This is a genomic window from Mycobacterium bulgaricum, assembly GCF_041287165.2.
Classification (GTDB): Bacteria; Actinomycetota; Actinomycetes; order Mycobacteriales; family Mycobacteriaceae; genus Mycobacterium; species Mycobacterium bulgaricum.
In genome coordinates, this window is sequence record NZ_JBGGKV020000023.1 from 21,248 (window position 1) to 36,111 (window position 14,864).

General features: G+C 67.2%; 18 protein-coding genes. 11 read left to right on the plus strand and 7 right to left on the minus strand.

The genetic code is table 11. The features are described from left to right. Positions 1–7: 7 nt before the first annotated feature. A complete protein-coding gene (locus tag ACAG24_RS28830; RefSeq protein WP_370476211.1) occupies positions 8–592 on the minus strand; it encodes a DUF3558 domain-containing protein in 585 nt (194 codons plus the stop codon). 152 nt (positions 593–744) lie between these two features. On the opposite strand from ACAG24_RS28830, the gene pptH reads away from it, so the two are divergent. The 4 genes from pptH to ACAG24_RS28850 all read left to right on the plus strand — a co-directional run bounded on the left by pptH (position 745) and on the right by ACAG24_RS28850 (position 3,567). Continuing rightward, positions 745–1,692: an ACP phosphodiesterase PptH gene (gene pptH, locus ACAG24_RS28835; RefSeq protein WP_370476214.1), complete on the plus strand. Its 948-nt coding sequence runs from the start codon at positions 745–747 to the stop codon at positions 1,690–1,692. Continuing rightward, positions 1,689–2,375, plus strand: coding sequence for a 4'-phosphopantetheinyl transferase PptT (gene pptT / locus ACAG24_RS28840; protein WP_370476216.1), 687 nt, complete (start codon positions 1,689–1,691; stop codon positions 2,373–2,375). The genes pptH and pptT overlap by 4 nt, the downstream gene beginning before the upstream one ends. A gap of 14 nt (positions 2,376–2,389) precedes the next feature. Next, the gene (gene truB / locus ACAG24_RS28845; protein ID WP_370476219.1) at positions 2,390–3,280 is read left to right on the plus strand and encodes a tRNA pseudouridine(55) synthase TruB; all 891 of its coding nucleotides are present in this window, start codon (positions 2,390–2,392) and stop codon (positions 3,278–3,280) included. A gap of 92 nt (positions 3,281–3,372) precedes the next feature. Further along, a complete protein-coding gene (locus ACAG24_RS28850) occupies positions 3,373–3,567 on the plus strand; it encodes a hypothetical protein (protein ID WP_370476222.1) in 195 nt (64 codons plus the stop codon). On the opposite strand, the gene ACAG24_RS28855 is transcribed toward ACAG24_RS28850, so the two are convergent. Together ACAG24_RS28855 and mntR are read right to left on the minus strand one after the other, a co-directional pair. Further along, positions 3,558–3,989: a type II toxin-antitoxin system Rv0910 family toxin gene (locus ACAG24_RS28855; RefSeq protein ID WP_370476224.1), complete on the minus strand. Its 432-nt coding sequence runs from the start codon at positions 3,987–3,989 to the stop codon at positions 3,558–3,560. The genes ACAG24_RS28850 and ACAG24_RS28855 overlap by 10 nt on opposite strands. 8 nt (positions 3,990–3,997) lie before the next feature. Continuing rightward, positions 3,998–4,705, minus strand: a complete 708-nt coding sequence (gene mntR / locus ACAG24_RS28860; RefSeq protein ID WP_370476227.1) for a manganese-binding transcriptional regulator MntR — start codon at positions 4,703–4,705, stop codon at positions 3,998–4,000. A 92-nt stretch (positions 4,706–4,797) separates the two neighbouring features. Between mntR and ACAG24_RS28865 the strand changes: the two genes are divergently transcribed. The 5 genes from ACAG24_RS28865 (at position 4,798) to bla (ending at position 11,108) form a co-directional block, all read left to right on the plus strand. Continuing rightward, entirely contained in the window at positions 4,798–5,781 is a 984-nt protein-coding gene (locus ACAG24_RS28865) for a bifunctional riboflavin kinase/FAD synthetase (protein ID WP_370476229.1), read from the plus strand. Between the two features lie 140 nt (positions 5,782–5,921). After that, positions 5,922–6,191: a 30S ribosomal protein S15 gene (rpsO, locus tag ACAG24_RS28870; protein WP_024445988.1), complete on the plus strand. Its 270-nt coding sequence runs from the start codon at positions 5,922–5,924 to the stop codon at positions 6,189–6,191. A 395-nt stretch (positions 6,192–6,586) separates the two neighbouring features. Next, positions 6,587–8,860: a polyribonucleotide nucleotidyltransferase gene (locus ACAG24_RS28875; protein WP_370476232.1), complete on the plus strand. Its 2,274-nt coding sequence runs from the start codon at positions 6,587–6,589 to the stop codon at positions 8,858–8,860. After that, positions 8,835–10,190, plus strand: coding sequence for a M16 family metallopeptidase (locus ACAG24_RS28880; protein ID WP_370476234.1), 1,356 nt, complete (start codon positions 8,835–8,837; stop codon positions 10,188–10,190). Before ACAG24_RS28875 ends, ACAG24_RS28880 begins: the two co-directional genes overlap by 26 nt. Before the next feature lie 18 nt (positions 10,191–10,208). Continuing rightward, entirely contained in the window at positions 10,209–11,108 is a 900-nt protein-coding gene (gene bla, locus ACAG24_RS28885) for a class A beta-lactamase (protein WP_370476237.1), read from the plus strand. On the opposite strand, the gene ACAG24_RS28890 is transcribed toward bla, so the two are convergent. Further along, positions 11,105–11,662 (minus strand): DUF4334 domain-containing protein, encoded by a 558-nt coding sequence (locus tag ACAG24_RS28890; RefSeq protein ID WP_370476239.1) that lies wholly within the window; start codon positions 11,660–11,662, stop codon positions 11,105–11,107. The two genes, bla and ACAG24_RS28890, sit on opposite strands and share 4 nt — an antisense overlap. A gap of 45 nt (positions 11,663–11,707) precedes the next feature. On the opposite strand from ACAG24_RS28890, the gene ACAG24_RS28895 reads away from it, so the two are divergent. Next, on the plus strand, positions 11,708–12,082 hold the full coding sequence (locus tag ACAG24_RS28895) for a YchJ family protein (RefSeq protein ID WP_370476241.1): 375 nt from the start codon (positions 11,708–11,710) through the stop codon (positions 12,080–12,082). A gap of 13 nt (positions 12,083–12,095) precedes the next feature. Here ACAG24_RS28895 and ald read toward each other — a convergent pair whose 3' ends face one another. Further along, positions 12,096–13,211 carry an alanine dehydrogenase gene (ald, locus tag ACAG24_RS28900; RefSeq protein WP_370476244.1) on the minus strand — a complete coding sequence of 372 codons (1,116 nt, stop codon included), beginning with the start codon at positions 13,209–13,211 and terminating at the stop codon, positions 12,096–12,098. A 93-nt stretch (positions 13,212–13,304) separates the two neighbouring features. Between ald and aldR the strand changes: the two genes are divergently transcribed. Next, the gene (aldR, locus tag ACAG24_RS28905; protein WP_370476247.1) at positions 13,305–13,820 is read left to right on the plus strand and encodes an HTH-type transcriptional regulator AldR; all 516 of its coding nucleotides are present in this window, start codon (positions 13,305–13,307) and stop codon (positions 13,818–13,820) included. Here the strand turns inward: aldR and ACAG24_RS28910 are convergent, their stop codons facing one another. Continuing rightward, the gene (locus tag ACAG24_RS28910) at positions 13,821–14,204 is read right to left on the minus strand and encodes a hypothetical protein (protein ID WP_370476250.1); all 384 of its coding nucleotides are present in this window, start codon (positions 14,202–14,204) and stop codon (positions 13,821–13,823) included. It lies immediately after the preceding gene. Positions 14,205–14,223: 19 nt separating this feature from the next. After that, on the minus strand, positions 14,224–14,864 hold a 641-nt coding region (locus tag ACAG24_RS28915), incomplete at its 5' end, for an HNH endonuclease signature motif containing protein (protein ID WP_370476252.1).

The following is a 14,864-nucleotide window of genomic DNA, read 5'->3' on the forward strand; positions in this document are numbered from 1 at the left end:
TAGGCCACTAGTAGATGTAGAACGGGCTGAGCTCGTGGGCGCGCTGCAGGTTGGTCTGCAGGCAGTCCGGGTCGGGGTTCGAGTAGATCGGCGAGTAGAACAGCGACTGCTGGATGACGCCGTAGCTCGTCTTGAACGCCACCATGCAGGTGATCCACCAGCGGTTGTTCCAGTCGGTGGGCTTCATGATCCAGTACTGGGCGGCCCGGTGACCGTTGACGTCGAGCTCAACGGCGTCCGGTGGCAGCGTCTGCTCGTACGTGCGCCAGACGAACGCCTCGACGGCCATCTGATAGTTGCCGGCGTCGTACTTGCAACGCAGGCTGTCCTCGGGTGTCGGCGGTGTGTAGGCCAGGCCGATGCGCTGGACGACGTCGAGCGGGATGTCGCGGCACGGGTCGAACGGGTCGGGGTCGGTGAGTTCGATCACGGGCGACTTGATCGTGGTGGTCGCGTTCGGCAGGGGCGCGAATGTGGAGCGCAGGTCGACGCTTCCCGTCGCCGCGGGCCCGACCGGATTGGCCTGCCCCACCACGACCACCGCTGCGACCAGCGCGCACAGCGCCGAGAACAGTCGCAGCTTGGCAACCATCTGAAACCCCCTCGGGTGCCGGTTGTTGTGGTCGGACACACAACGTGTCCCGGGAGTGTATCGGGCCGTGCCGGGCCGCAGGGCGGGAACTTAGAACCTGTTCTAGTTGCCACCGGGTGGCCACCCCGTGTCCACCAGTAGGCTGACGGGTTGTGACCACTGACGAACGGCGCCCCACATTGTGGGCGGTCAGTGACCTCCATACCGGGCACACCGGCAACAAGCCGGTCACCGAGTCGCTGCATCCCGCCTCACCCGACGACTGGCTGATCGTCGCCGGCGACGTCGCCGAACGCACCGACGAGATCCGGTGGGCACTCGACCTGCTGCGCAAACGCTTCGCCAAGGTGATCTGGATCCCGGGGAACCACGAGCTGTGGACCACCCAGCGCGACCCGATGCAGATCTTCGGCAAGGCGCGCTACGACTACCTCGTCAACATGTGCGACGAGATGGGCATCATCACCCCCGAGCATCCCTATCCGGTGTGGACCGAGGAGGGCGGGCCCGCGACGATCGTCCCGATGTTCCTGCTCTACGACTATTCGTTCCTGCCGCAGGGGGCGGGCACGAAGGCCGAGGGCCTCGCGATCGCCCGGGAGAAGAACATCGTCGGCACCGATGAATATCTGCTCTCGGCTGAGCCGTATTCGACGCGCGACGCATGGTGCCGCGACCGCGTCAACTACACGCGCAAGCGACTCGAAGATCTGGACTGGATGATGCCGACCGTCCAGGTCAACCACTTTCCGATGGTGCGCGAACCCTGTGAGGCGATGTTCTACCCGGAGTTCTCGCTCTGGTGCGGCACCACGGCCACCGCCGACTGGCACACCCGCTACAACGCGATCTGCTCGGTCTACGGCCACCTGCACATCCCGCGCACCACGTGGTACGACGGTGTGCGGTTCGAGGAGGTCTCCGTCGGCTATCCGCGAGAGTGGCGGCGCCGCAGGCCTTATCGCTGGTTGCGCCAGATCCTGCCGGACCCCAAATATGCGCCCGGCTATCTCAATGAGTTCGGCGGCCACTTCCAGATCACGCAGGAGATGCGCGAGAACGCGGAAAAAATGCAACAGCGGATCAGGGACCGGGCGTGATCGCAGCACCCTTGCTCGCCGGCGTGCTGCCCGGCGGTGACGACGCCCTGGCCGCCGCCGAGTTGTATACGGACCCGAGGGAGCTCGCACCGCTGCCCGAGGAGGAGCCGCTGATCGCACGGTCGGTTGCCAAGCGGCGCAACGAGTTCATCACCGTGCGGCACTGCGCGCGCCAGGCACTCGTCGACCTTGGAATGGAGCCGGTGCCGATCCTCAAGGGAGACAAGGGCGAACCCTGCTGGCCCGACGGCGTGGTCGGCAGCCTCACCCACTGCGAAGGGTTCCGCGGCGCGGCGATCGGCCGTCGTGCGCAGGTGCGGTCGGTGGGCATCGACGCCGAGCCACACGACGTGCTCCCCAACGGTGTCCTCGACGCGATCAGCCTGCCCATCGAACGCCACGAACTCGGGGGGATGCCGGGCGGCGTGCACTGGGACCGAGTGTTGTTCTGCGCCAAGGAGGCGACGTACAAAGCCTGGTATCCGCTGACCCACCGGTGGCTGGGTTTCGAGGACGCGCACATCACGTTCGACGTCGACAGCTCGGACGGCACGGGGCAGGCCGGCACGTTCTCGTCGCGGATCCTGATCGACCCGGCGGCTGAATCCGGTCCACCGCTGACCACGCTCTCGGGCCGATGGTCGGTGCGCAATGGGATCGCGCTCACCGCGATCGTCTTGTGACAGCGGCCGCGCACGTGAGGAGCAGTCCAGCCCCCGGCCTGGTCGTCGTCGACAAGCCCGGCGGTATGACGAGCCACGACGTCGTCGGGCGCTGTCGCCGCCTGTTCGGCACCCGCAAGGTCGGACATGCGGGCACGCTGGACCCGATGGCGACCGGGGTGCTGGTCGTCGGTATCGAGCGCGCCACCAAGATCCTGGGTCTGCTGACGGCGACCGACAAGTCATATGAGGCGACGATCCGGCTGGGCCGGACGACATCCACCGAGGACGCCGAAGGTGAGCTGCTGCAACAGGTTTCGGCATCTCATGTGACCGGCGAGCAGATCGAGGCGGCCGTCGCGCCGCTACGCGGGCCGATCGAGCAGGTGCCGTCGGCGGTCAGCGCGATCAAGGTCGACGGCAAGCGCGCCTACCAGATGGCCCGCGAAGGACAGGTTGTGGAGTTGCCCGCCCGGCCTGTGCGCATCGACCGGTTCGACGTCCTCGCCGTCCGCCGTGTGCGCGAGCTGATCGACGTGGATGTGGCCGTTGACTGCTCCAGCGGTACCTACATCCGGGCGCTGGCACGCGACGTGGGGTCCGCGCTGGGCGTCGGCGGTCACCTCACCGCGCTGCGACGGACCCGCGTCGGAGGGTTCGGGCTGGACCAGGCCCGCACGCTCGACGAGCTGGCCGAGCGAGCCGACCTGAGCTACTCCCTCGACGAGGCGTGCCTGCAGGCCTTTTCGCGGCGCGAGCTGAGCGACACCGAGGCGATCGACGCAAGCCACGGGCGTCCATTGCCCCCCGCGGGCATCGACGGCGTCTACGCGGCGACGGCGACCGACGGGCGGGTGATGGCGCTGCTGCAGGACTCCGGCTCGCGGACGACGTCGGTGGTCGTGATCCGGCCCGCCACTCTCTGAGGCGGCGCCGAATGCACGGTTGTTGACGGACCCTCTCGCACTTTTGGTCAGAATGCGTGCATTCGGCGCGACTCGCACAAGAAAGGTGCCCTGTGAAGGACGACATCATCTACTCGCCCGAGACGAGCGCGCTGCTGCTGGCGATGGCGGCGCTGCAATGTGCCCAGGGCGTTGCGCCGCAGGACGCGCTCGATCGCGCTCACGACAGCTGGAAGGAGCACGGCGGAGGCTCGTGGGAGTACGCGGAGCTGAGCGCGCTCGTCGACCGCCTGAGCGCTCAGCAGTAGAGCCGCTCGAATTCCCTGATCGACTTGTCGATGTCGCCCTTGACCGCGCGCACGGCCGCCGCGCCGATGGGCCCGAACAGGGGAGCACCCCCGAGATCCATGCGCACCGTGAACGTGCAGCCATCCCCGGTCGAGGCCACCTTCATCGTGAGCTTGTAGCGCGTTCCGCCCACGCCCTCGCCGCTGACCGCGAGCGCCGACGGAGGGTCGAACTGCTCGACCGTCCACGTGACCCTGTTGCGCATCCCTTTGGCGCCCGCGACCCCCACGATCGTCGTCCCCACCGTGATCTCGTCGGGAAGATCGGACCGCCAGCCCTGATGCATGCTCATCCAATCGCCGAGCGACGACAGGTCCGATGCGTGCTCCCAGGCCTGGTCGGCCGGCATCGGCAGCGAGCGGGACAATTCCAGTTTGGCCACGGTGCCTCCTATGCGATGACCCAGATTGCTTGCGCGGCAGGGCTTCCCAGATCCACGGTCGTCTCGGCGCCGGGTGCTTCTGGGCCCGTGACGGCCACCGAGATCATCCCGGCGAAGTCGCGCCGGGCGACGACGCGCAAGCGGGAGTCCAGGCTGATGCCGACGGAATCGAAGTACCTCAACATCTCCGGATCGGCGTCAGAGATCCGCGCGACGGTGCCCGCCTCGCCGTCCTGGCAGGCCGACAGCTGACGTGCGGGCGGGGTCGGCACCTTGCCGTCCGCAGCGGGGATCGGATCCCCGTGCGGATCGCGCGTCGGATAGCCCAGCTTGGCGTCGATACGGTCGAGCATCCGGTCGGAGACCGCGTGCTCGAGGATCTCGGCCTCGTCATGCACCTCGTCCCAGCCGTAGCCGAGCTCGTTGACGAGGAACGTCTCCATCAGCCGGTGCCTGCGCACCATGGCCAGAGCGGCGCGCCTGCCCGCCTCCGTGAGCGTCACCGCGCCGTACTTCTCGTGGTCGACAAGACCCTGATCGGCAAGCTTGCGGATGGACTCCGAGGCGGTGCTCGCCGAAACCCCGATACGGTCGGCCAGCAGTTTCGTGCTGACCTTCTCGCGCGACCATTCCTGCGCGGTCCAGATGACCTTCAGGTAGTCCTGGGCGACCGTCGACAGGTCGGTGGGGTCGGCCGGGCTGCCGTCGGGGCTCACGACACTGAAGTTTAGGCAACCATCACCTGATCCGTTGGTGTCGCCGGGCCGCGATTTGGGCCTAAGTTGCGGGCGGGTCGTAGGCTAGCGGCGTGCAGCGCTGGCGGGGGCAGGACGAAATCCCCACAGACTGGGGTCGATGCGTCGTCACCATCGGTGTGTTCGACGGCGTCCATCGTGGGCATCAGGAGCTGATCAGTCGCGCCGTGAAGGCGGGCCGGTCGCGTGGTGTGCCGACGGTGCTCATGACGTTCGACCCCCATCCGATGGAGGTCGTCTTCCCCGGCAGTCACCCGGCGCAGCTGACCACGCTGACCCGGCGGGCCGAGCTGGTCGAGGAACTGGGCATCGACGTCTTCCTCGTCATGCCGTTCACCGCGGACTTCATGAAGCTCACCCCCGAGCGCTACATCCACGAACTGCTCGTCGAGCGGTTGCACGTCGTCGAGGTCGTGGTCGGGGACAACTTCACGTTCGGCAAGAAAGCCGCCGGAAACGTCGACCTGCTGCGCAAGGCAGGCGAGCGGTTCGGCTTCGCCGTGGACTCCCTCGCTCTGCTGTCCGAGGCTGCCCAGACCTACCAGCACGAGACCGTGACGTTCTCGTCGACCTACATCCGGTCCTGCGTCGACGCCGGTGACATGGTCGCCGCTGCCGAGGCGCTGGGACGAGCGCACCGCGTCGAAGGCGTGGTGGTCCGCGGCGACGGTCGCGGCCGGGATCTGGGTTACCCGACCGCCAACGTCGCCCCGCCGATGTACTCGGCGATTCCCGCCGACGGCGTCTACGCGGCCTGGTTCACCGTGCTCGGGCACGGGCCCGTGGTCGGCACCGTCACCCCCGGGGAGCGCTATCAGGCGGCGGTGTCCGTCGGCACCAACCCGACGTTCTCCGGGCGCACCCGCACGGTCGAGGCGTTCGTCCTGGACACCAGCGCGGACCTCTACGGCCAGCACGTCGCGGTCGACTTCGTCGCCCGGCTGCGCGGCCAGGAGAAGTTCGATTCGGTGGCCGACCTGGTGACGGCGATGGGCGCGGACACCGACCGGGCTCGCACCATCCTTTCGGCCCAGTAGCTGGACTTTCGCCGATTGGCGACCGGCAGGGGCGCGCTGCTAAACTCCCTGCCGACCTGAGACGTGCTGCAGTTCGCGGTGGCCGTGCTCTTTCTCGGGACTCACCCGATGTTCGCGGACCGAATTGATGGAGTTGTTTCGTGGCGCTCTCTACCGAGCAGAAAAAAGACATTCTCGGCCAGTACGGCCTGCATGACACCGATACCGGGTCGCCGGAGGCCCAGGTCGCGCTGTTGACCAAGCGGATCTCCGACCTGACCGAGCACCTCAAGCAGCACAAGCACGACCACCACTCGCGCCGCGGGCTGCTGCTGCTGGTCGGCCGTCGCCGCCGGCTGCTGAAGTACGTCGCGCAGGTCGACGTCGAGCGTTACCGCTCACTGATCGAGCGCCTCGGTCTGCGTCGCTGACCCGAGCAGTTCTGCGCCCCGCCCCGTTGTGTTTCGACAGCGGGGCGGCGTCGTTGTGGACCGACGCCTGCGATTAGGGGTTTCGGCGGTGCCGGGATGTAACATGGGTGCGTTCTCCTGCGCGGGGCCGCTCCGACGGCGACATCCGGGCCGGGGCACGAACACACTTGGGTGCGGTCCTCGCAGACCCGCGTGCACCGTTCCCGCGTGACACGACACGTACCGCCCGATCGCGCGGTCTTCGGTAGTGGCTGTCGGAGACATTTCTCCGGCCGCTTCGATCGACGGCCGTCGACGCATCAGGGGCGACTTCCCGGGTCACCCCCGGGGTGTCCGCAACATCGCGCGTGATCACGCAAAACCGTAGATGACCCAGAGAGGCCGTACGGACATCCATGTCTGTAGTTGAAATTGAAGACGGCGTGTACGAATCCACCGCCGTGATCGACAACGGGAGCTACGGCACCCGCACCATCCGCTTCGAGACCGGTCGGCTGGCCCAGCAGGCCGCAGGCGCCGTCGTCGCCTACCTCGACGACGAGACCATGCTGCTGAGCGCCACCACTGCCAGCAAGCAGCCCAAGGACCACTTCGACTTCTTCCCGCTGACCATCGACGTCGAAGAGCGGATGTACGCCGCGGGCCGCATCCCCGGATCGTTCTTCCGCCGCGAGGGACGCCCCTCCACCGACGCGATCCTGACCTGCCGTCTGATCGACCGGCCGCTGCGCCCGTCCTTCGTCAGCGGCCTGCGCAACGAGATCCAGGTCGTGGTCACGGTTCTGAGCCTGGACCCCAAGGATCTGTACGACGTGCTCGCGATCAACGCGGCGTCAGCGTCCACCCAGATCTCCGGCCTGCCGTTCTCCGGACCGGTCGGCGGCGTGCGCGTCGCGCTCATCGACGGTCAGTGGGTCGCGTTCCCGACTGTCGAGCAGCTGGAGAAGGCCGTGTTCGACATGGTCGTCGCCGGACGCAAGGTGGGGGATGACCCCAAGGACATCGCGATCATGATGGTCGAGGCCGAGGCGACCGAAAATGTCATCGAGCTCGTCGCCGGTGGCGCGGGTGCGCCCACCGAGACCGTCGTGGCCGAGGGCCTGGAGGCCGCCAAGCCGTTCATCTCCGCGCTGTGCGACGCGCAGGCCGAGCTGGCCGGTGCTGCGGGCAAGGAGACCGCCGACTACCCGCTGTTCCCGGACTACGCCGAGGACGTCTACTACTCCGTCGCCTCGGTGGCCACCGAGGCGCTGTCGCAGGCGCTGACCATCGCGGGCAAGGAAGAGCGCAACGACCGCACCGACGAGATCAAGGTCGAGGTCCTCGAGCGCCTCGCCGAGCAGTATGCCGGCCGCGAGAAGGAGATCGGCGCTGCCTACCGATCGCTGACCAAAAAGCTTGTGCGGCAGCGCATCCTGACCGATCACTTCCGCATCGACGGGCGTGGCGTCACCGATATCCGCGCGTTGTCGGCCGAGGTCGCGGTGATCCCGCGGGCTCATGGCAGTGCGCTGTTCGAGCGCGGCGAGACCCAGATCATGGGCGTCACCACCCTCGACATGGTCAAGATGGCCCAGCAGATCGACTCGCTCGGGCCGGAGACGTCCAAGCGCTACATGCACCACTACAACTTCCCGCCGTTCTCGACGGGTGAGACGGGCCGCGTCGGTTCGCCCAAACGCCGCGAGATCGGCCACGGTGCGCTCGCCGAGCGTGCGCTGGTACCGGTGCTGCCGAGCGTCGAGGAGTTCCCCTACGCGATCCGTCAGGTGTCGGAAGCGTTGGGCTCCAACGGTTCTACGTCGATGGGTTCGGTGTGTGCGTCGACTCTGTCGCTGCTGAATGCCGGTGTGCCGCTGAAGGCCCCGGTTGCGGGCATCGCGATGGGCCTGGTGTCCGACGACGTCGAAGTTGACGGCAAGACGGAGCGCCGCTTCGTCACGCTGACCGACATCCTCGGCGCAGAAGATGCCTTCGGCGACATGGACTTCAAGTGCGCGGGCACCAAGGACTTCGTCACCGCCCTGCAGTTGGACACCAAGCTCGACGGGATCCCGTCGCAGGTTCTGGCCGGCGCCCTGTCGCAGGCCAAGGATGCCCGCCTCACCATCCTCGAGGTGATGGCCGAGGCCATCGACGCCCCCGACGAGATGAGCCCTTACGCACCGCGGATCACCACGATCAAGGTCCCGGTCGATAAGATCGGCGAGGTCATCGGACCCAAGGGCAAGATGATCAACTCGATCACCGAGGAGACCGGCGCGTCGATCTCCATCGAGGACGACGGCACCGTGTTCGTCGGCGCCTCCAACGGCGAGGCGGCGCAGGCCGCGATCGACAAGATCAACGCGATCGCGAACCCGCAGCTGCCCAAGGTCGGCGAGCGATTCCTGGGCACGGTCGTGAAGACCACCGACTTCGGGGCCTTCGTGTCGCTGCTGCCGGGTCGTGACGGCCTGGTGCACATCTCGAAGCTGGGTCGCGGCAAGCGGATCAACAAGGTCGAGGACGTCGTCAAGGTCGGCGACAAGCTGCGTGTCGAAATCGCCGACATCGACAACCGCGGCAAGATCTCGCTGGTCCTCGTCGCCGAAGAAGACTCGGCGTCCGAGACGACCGACGCACCCGCTGACGCACCGGTTGATGCAGCAGCGTCCGCCAGTAGCTAACACGGGCGCGCTCCGCCGCGGACGTCGCTCCGGCGACACCGACAAGTCCGCGGCGGTGCGCCGCACCCAATTGCCCGGCGGTCTGCGCGTGGTCACCGAGCACATCCCGTCCGTGCATTCGGCGTCGGTCGGGGTGTGGGTCAACGTCGGCTCGCGAGACGAGGGCCGCAGCGTGGCCGGTGCTGCGCACTTCTTGGAACACCTCCTGTTCAAGTCGACCCCGACGCGCTCCGCGGTCCAGATCGCGCAGGCGGTGGACGCGGTCGGCGGCGAGCTGAACGCGTTCACCGCGCGGGAGCACACCTGCTACTACGCGCATGTGCTCGATTCGGATCTGGCGCTGGCCGTCGACCTGGTCGCCGACGTCGTGCTGAACGGGCGTTGTGCCGCCGACGACGTCGAGGTCGAGCGCGACGTGGTGCTCGAGGAGATCGCGATGCGCGACGACGATCCCGAGGACACGCTGGGTGACGTCTTCCTGTCGGCGATGTTCGGCGACCACCCGGTCGGCCGACCCGTCATCGGCAGCGTCGAGTCGATCTCGGCGATGACGCGGGCGCAGCTTCACTCATTCCATCTGCGGCGCTACACACCTGACCGGATGGTGGTGGCTGTGGCGGGAAACATCCAGCACGACGAGGTCGTCGCGCTGGTCCGCGAGCACTTCGGTGCGCGGCTGGTCCGCGGGCGCACACCGGTGGCTCCCCGCAAGGGCGCCGGCCGCGTCACCGGACGCCCCACGCTGCAACTGGTCAACAGGGACGGCGAGCAGACCCACCTGTCGTTGGGGGTTCGGACGCCCGGACGGCACTGGGATCATCGGTGGGCGTTGTCGGTGCTGAACACGGCGCTCGGTGGAGGCCTCAGTTCGCGACTGTTCCAACAGATTCGGGAGACCAGGGGTCTGGCGTACTCGGTGTATTCGACGGTCGACACCTTTGCCGACAGTGGTGCCCTGTCGATCTACGCCGGGTGCCTTCCCGAGCGGTTCGACGAGGTGGTCCGAGTGACCACCGACGTGCTGGCCGAGGTGGCGCGCGACGGCATCACGGCCGGCGAGTGCCGGATCGCCAAAGGCTCGCTGCGCGGCGGATTGGTTCTGGGACTGGAGGATTCGGGTTCCCGGATGAACCGCATCGGGCGCAGCGAGCTCAACTACGGACAGCACCGCACGATCGCGCACACCTTGTCGAAGATCGAGAACGTGACGCTCGAAGAGGTCAACGCTGTGGCCAGGCAACTACTCGCCAAGCCGTTCGGCGCCGCGGTGCTGGGCCCGGTGCGCACGAAGCGCTCGCTACCGAGGGCTCTTCAGACCATCGCGGGTTGACCGGTAGCCTGGCACGCGATGACGGAATTTTCCCGACGGCACGTGCTGTTCGGTGGGCTGTCTCTGCTCGCGCTGAGTGCGTGTTCATCGCAGACCGTTCTCGCCGATCCTGCCCGACCCCTGCCCCCCGCGCAGGAGCGCATCGAAGCGCTCGCAAAGCGTCATAATGCCCAAATCGGCCTGTACGCAGTCAATCTCGACACACAGAAGAGTCTCGGCTACCGCGATGCCGAGGTGTTCGCGATGTGCTCCACCTTCAAGGCGTACGCCGCAGCAGCGGTGCTGCAGCGTGCGCAGCAGGGCCGGCTGGCGCTGAGCGACACCGTGGCGATCGAGGCTGCCGACATCCGTCCGCACTCGCCGGTGACCGAGCCGCGGGTCGGCGCATCGATGACGTTGGCCGAGCTGTGCCAGGCCGCGCTGCAGCAGAGCGACAACGCGGCGGCGAACGGATTGCTGCGCACTCTGGGCGGCCCACCCGCGATCACCGAGTTCGCGCGGAGCATCGGAGATGACCGCAGCCGGCTGGACCGCTGGGAGGTGGAGTTGAACTCCGCGGTGCCCGGCGATCCTCGCGACACCAGCACGCCTCGCGCGCTGGGCTCGGGCTACCGGGTGATGCTGACCGGCGACGTGTTGCGACCCGCGGAGCGCCAGCAACTTGTCGACTGGATGCTGGGCAACCAGACATCCAGCATGCGCGCCGGTCTGCCTGCCGGATATACCAGCGCCGACAAGACGGGCAGCGGCGACTACGGAACCACCAACGATGTCGGCGTCGTCTACGGTCCCGCCGGGCAGCGGATGCTGCTGGCGATCATGACCCGGTCGGCCGTCGACGATCCCGACGCGGCCAGCCTGCGTCCGCTGATCGGCGAACTGGCCACGCTGGCGCTGGCGGAACTGGACGGGCCCTAAACCAGGCGCAGCGAGTTGTCGCGCTGAAGGACAAAGAAATACGGCGCCTTGATGCCACGCAGGTCCATCGCGCCGATGACGGTCCTCTCGTCCAATTCGCGAAACACGTCGTTGATCGGCAGCTGGTCGTAGATCATCGTCGCCGTGTCGACCCCGCGGTAGCGGGTCGTGCGCAGACGTGCTTTCGGTCCGCGCGCCTTCAGCGCGGGCTTCAGTGCGGCGATAGCGCCCGCGAAGTTCTGGTTCTTCAGCGCAGGCACCTTCGTGGCCACACCCAGGCCGGCGAAAGCGAGCACGGGATTGAGTGCCCACAGGCCGGTGCCGTCGTTGGTCGGGAACAGGAGGGGATCCACCGATTCGCTGTTGCCGAAGTGCTTTCCCCACCAGCCGCTGGCCGCGAGCATGCCGTCCAGCGGGTGATCGGTGGGCAGTTCGGCGCCGTGCCAGGTGCCCAGCATGAAGTCGGGTTCGACGGCTGGGCGGGAGTCGAACAGCTCAAGGGCGTCGGCCGTGGTGGTCGGGGCGTGCGGGAGGACGTCGGTGAGCGCAAGCATGTCCGCGAGTTTACTTGACACCTGTCAAGTCGTGACACTGTGGGCATGCGCGCCGACGAGACCTGCCCCTGCGGCGCCGGCGATCGGTTCGGTGCCTGCTGCCTGCCGCTGCTCGTCGGGGAGCGCCAGGCCGAGACGGCTGAGGAGCTGATGCGCTCGCGCTACAGCGCCTACGTCGTCGGTGACACCGACTATCTGTGGCGGACGTGGCATCCGCGGACCCGCCCTGACGACGTCGCCGACCACACCGTCACGTGGACGCGACTGGAGATCGTCGATCGCGTGGACGGCGCGCGCGGCGACGTCGCGGGGGAGGTGGAGTTCCGGGCGCACCACAAGGCTGGTGTGCTGCACGAACGTTCCCGGTTCGCAGTGCGTGGCGGGCGATGGTTCTACGTCGACGGCGACTTCATCGACTGAGGACGGCGAGTCCTCAGGCCAGCAGGTCGGCCGGGTCGGTGTAGGGCAGGTCGAGATCGGTGGCGACCTGCTCGGACAGCAGCGCGCCCTCGTGCGTCGAAAGCCCTTTCGCCAGTGCGGCATCGACGCGGCACGCGTCCTGCCACCCCTTGCCGGCGAGCTTGAGCACGTAGGGCAGCGTGGCGTTGGTCAGCGCATAGGTCGAGGTGCGGGGGACCGCGCCCGGCATGTTGGCCACGCAGTAGAAGACGGTGTCGTGCACCGCGAATGTCGGATCGTCGTGCGTGGTCGGCCGGGAGTCCTCGAAGCAGCCACCCTGGTCGATCGCGATGTCGACGAGCACGGCGCCCGACTTCATGGCTGCCACAGTGGAATTGGTGACGAGCTTGGGCGCCTTGGCGCCGGGCACGAGTACCGCACCGATGACCAGGTCGGCGCCCTTGACGGCGTCTTCGAGGTCGAGCATCGACGAGTAGCGGGTCTCGATGCTGCCGTTGAACTCGTTGTCGATCTTGCGCAGGGTGTTGATGTTGACGTCGAAGACGTTGACGTGTGCGCCCATGCCCTTGGCGATGCGCGCGGCGTTGTAGCCGGCGACGCCGCCGCCGATGACGACGACCTCCGCCGGTGCGACACCGGGGACACCGCCCATCAACACGCCGCGGCCGCCGTGGCTGCGCATCAGGTGATACGCGCCCACCTGGGCCGACAGCCGACCCGCGACCTCGCTCATCGGGGCGAGCAGCGGCAGGGCGCCGTCGGCGGTCTGCACGGTCTCGTAGGCGATCGACGTCGTGCCGGATGCCATCAGAGCGTCTGTGCAGGGCTTCGAGGCGGCGAGGTGGAGGTAGGTGAAGAGCGTCTGGCCTTTCCGCATCTTCGTGTACTCGGGCTCGATGGGCTCCTTGACCTTGAGCAGCAACTCTGCCTCGGACCAGACCTCGTCGGCGCCGTTGATCATCTGCGCGCCGGCGCGCTTGTAGTCCGCATCGGAGATGGCAGAGCCTTCGCCGGCCCCGGCCTGGATGAGGACCTCGTGGCCACGCTGTACCAGCTCTGCGACACCGGACGGGGTGATCGCGACGCGGAACTCGTTGTTCTTGATCTCGGTCGGGACGCCGACGCGCATGATCGCTCCTTGTTGGGGAATCGGTTTCTCCAATTGTGAAGAAACATCGGAAGAGGAGCAATAAAGATGACGATGATTCCGTACGATGCGGATATGTCGGAAGAATCATCGGTTCTTGACAGTGTGCGGGCGGCACGCCCGAAGGATGTTCGGGGCGCGTCGATCGATGACGTGGACCGGCGCATACTCACGGCGCTGCACGCCGATGCGCGGATGTCGAACTCTGCGCTCGCCGATCTGATCGGGATCGCGCCGTCGACGTGCCACGGCCGGGTCCGACGTCTGCAGGACCTGGGTGTGATCCGGGGGTTCTATGCCGACATCGATCCCGCGGCAATCGGACTGACACTGCAGGCGATGATCTCGGTCAGTCTGCAGGCCAGCTCGCGCGGCAAGATTCGGAACTTCATCCAGACGATCCGGCGCAAGCCGCAGGTGATGGATGTCTACTTCCTGGCCGGCGCCGACGATTTCATCCTGCATGTCGCGGCGCGTGACACCGACGATCTGCGGGCGTTCGTCGTCGACAACCTCAACGCCGACGCCGATGTCGCAGGAACGCAGACCTCTCTGATCTTCGAGCATCTGCGCGGTGCCTCGCCGCTGTGATCAGGCGGGCGTCAGTGTCACGTTCAAGAGCGCGACCGCGACATCGGTGGGGAAGATGTCGACGAAGGTCGGCGCGTTCCTGAGGGCATTTCCCGTCCCGATGATGTTCCCGGGAAACGTTGCAGCGCAAGGAAAGTTGCTGCACCGGAACCAGAGGCCGGGCGGGCTCTGGTAGGGCTGCATGCTGGGCGACTGGTCGACGCGGTAGCGGCCCGGCGGGATATAGGTGGTTGCCCAGCCATCGCGCGGTTGGGTGGTCACGCCGAAGACTCCGTTGCTGCCATAGGGGGCGGCCTGTGCGGCTGGCGCGGTGAATGTGGCGGCCAGTACTACCCACGCGGCAGCTGCGGCGAGCGTGGACGATCGCCGGTAGATGCAGCTCATTCCCTGAGGCTAGACCGGGCTATGGGTCGTCGTCTTGATCTTCGGGGAGGAGGTAGCGTTCGGGGTGGTGGTAGCCGTTGGTGCGGTGTTGGCCGGTGTCGAGGTCTGGTGGTGGTAGCCATTCGGTTTGGCCTTTGGCGTTTTTGCGGGTGCGCCATTTCGTTTTGTCGAGCATGCGGTGGTCGGGGCCGCAGGCGAAGGTGAGGTCGTCGATGTTGGTTTTGCCGTCGTCTTTCCAGTCCGCGACGGCGTGATGGACTTGGGCCCGGTAGCCGGGCGCAGAGCAGCCCGGCCGGGTGCAGCCGCGTTCTTTGGCGTGGAGCACGATGCGTTGCGCGGCGTTGGCGAGGCGCTTGGCGCGTCCCAGGTAGAGGGATTGTTCGGTGTGTTTGTCGTAGACGTAGAGGTAGTGGAAGGCGTTGGCGGCCAAGCGGATCAGGTCGCGCATCGGCAGTAGGGTGCCGCCGCCGGTGACGGCCATTCCGGCGCCGTTCTCCAACTCCTGCAGCGTGGTGGAGACGATCACGGTGACGGGTAGGCCGTTGTGGGTGCCCAGGTCGCCGGATTCCAGGGCGCGGAAAGCGAGGGCTTCGAGGGCGTCGTGGTTGCGCTGTGGTTGGGTGCGCGGATCCGAGCCGCACGGTTCGGGCTGCGGATCAT

Coding starts and splice junctions, on each gene's coding strand:
- ACAG24_RS28830 (WP_370476211.1), bottom strand. CDS start 592: ATGGTTGCCAAGCTGCGACTGTTCTCGGCGCTGTGCGCGCTGGTCGCA.
- ACAG24_RS28875 (WP_370476232.1), top strand. CDS start 6,587: ATGTCTGTAGTTGAAATTGAAGACGGCGTGTACGAATCCACCGCCGTG.
- ACAG24_RS28880 (WP_370476234.1), top strand. CDS start 8,835: ATGCAGCAGCGTCCGCCAGTAGCTAACACGGGCGCGCTCCGCCGCGGA.
- bla (WP_370476237.1), top strand. CDS start 10,209: ATGACGGAATTTTCCCGACGGCACGTGCTGTTCGGTGGGCTGTCTCTG.
- ACAG24_RS28890 (WP_370476239.1), bottom strand. CDS start 11,662: ATGCTTGCGCTCACCGACGTCCTCCCGCACGCCCCGACCACCACGGCC.
- ACAG24_RS28895 (WP_370476241.1), top strand. CDS start 11,708: ATGCGCGCCGACGAGACCTGCCCCTGCGGCGCCGGCGATCGGTTCGGT.
- ald (WP_370476244.1), bottom strand. CDS start 13,211: ATGCGCGTCGGCGTCCCGACCGAGATCAAGAACAACGAGTTCCGCGTC.
- aldR (WP_370476247.1), top strand. CDS start 13,305: ATGTCGGAAGAATCATCGGTTCTTGACAGTGTGCGGGCGGCACGCCCG.
- ACAG24_RS28910 (WP_370476250.1), bottom strand. CDS start 14,204: ATGAGCTGCATCTACCGGCGATCGTCCACGCTCGCCGCAGCTGCCGCG.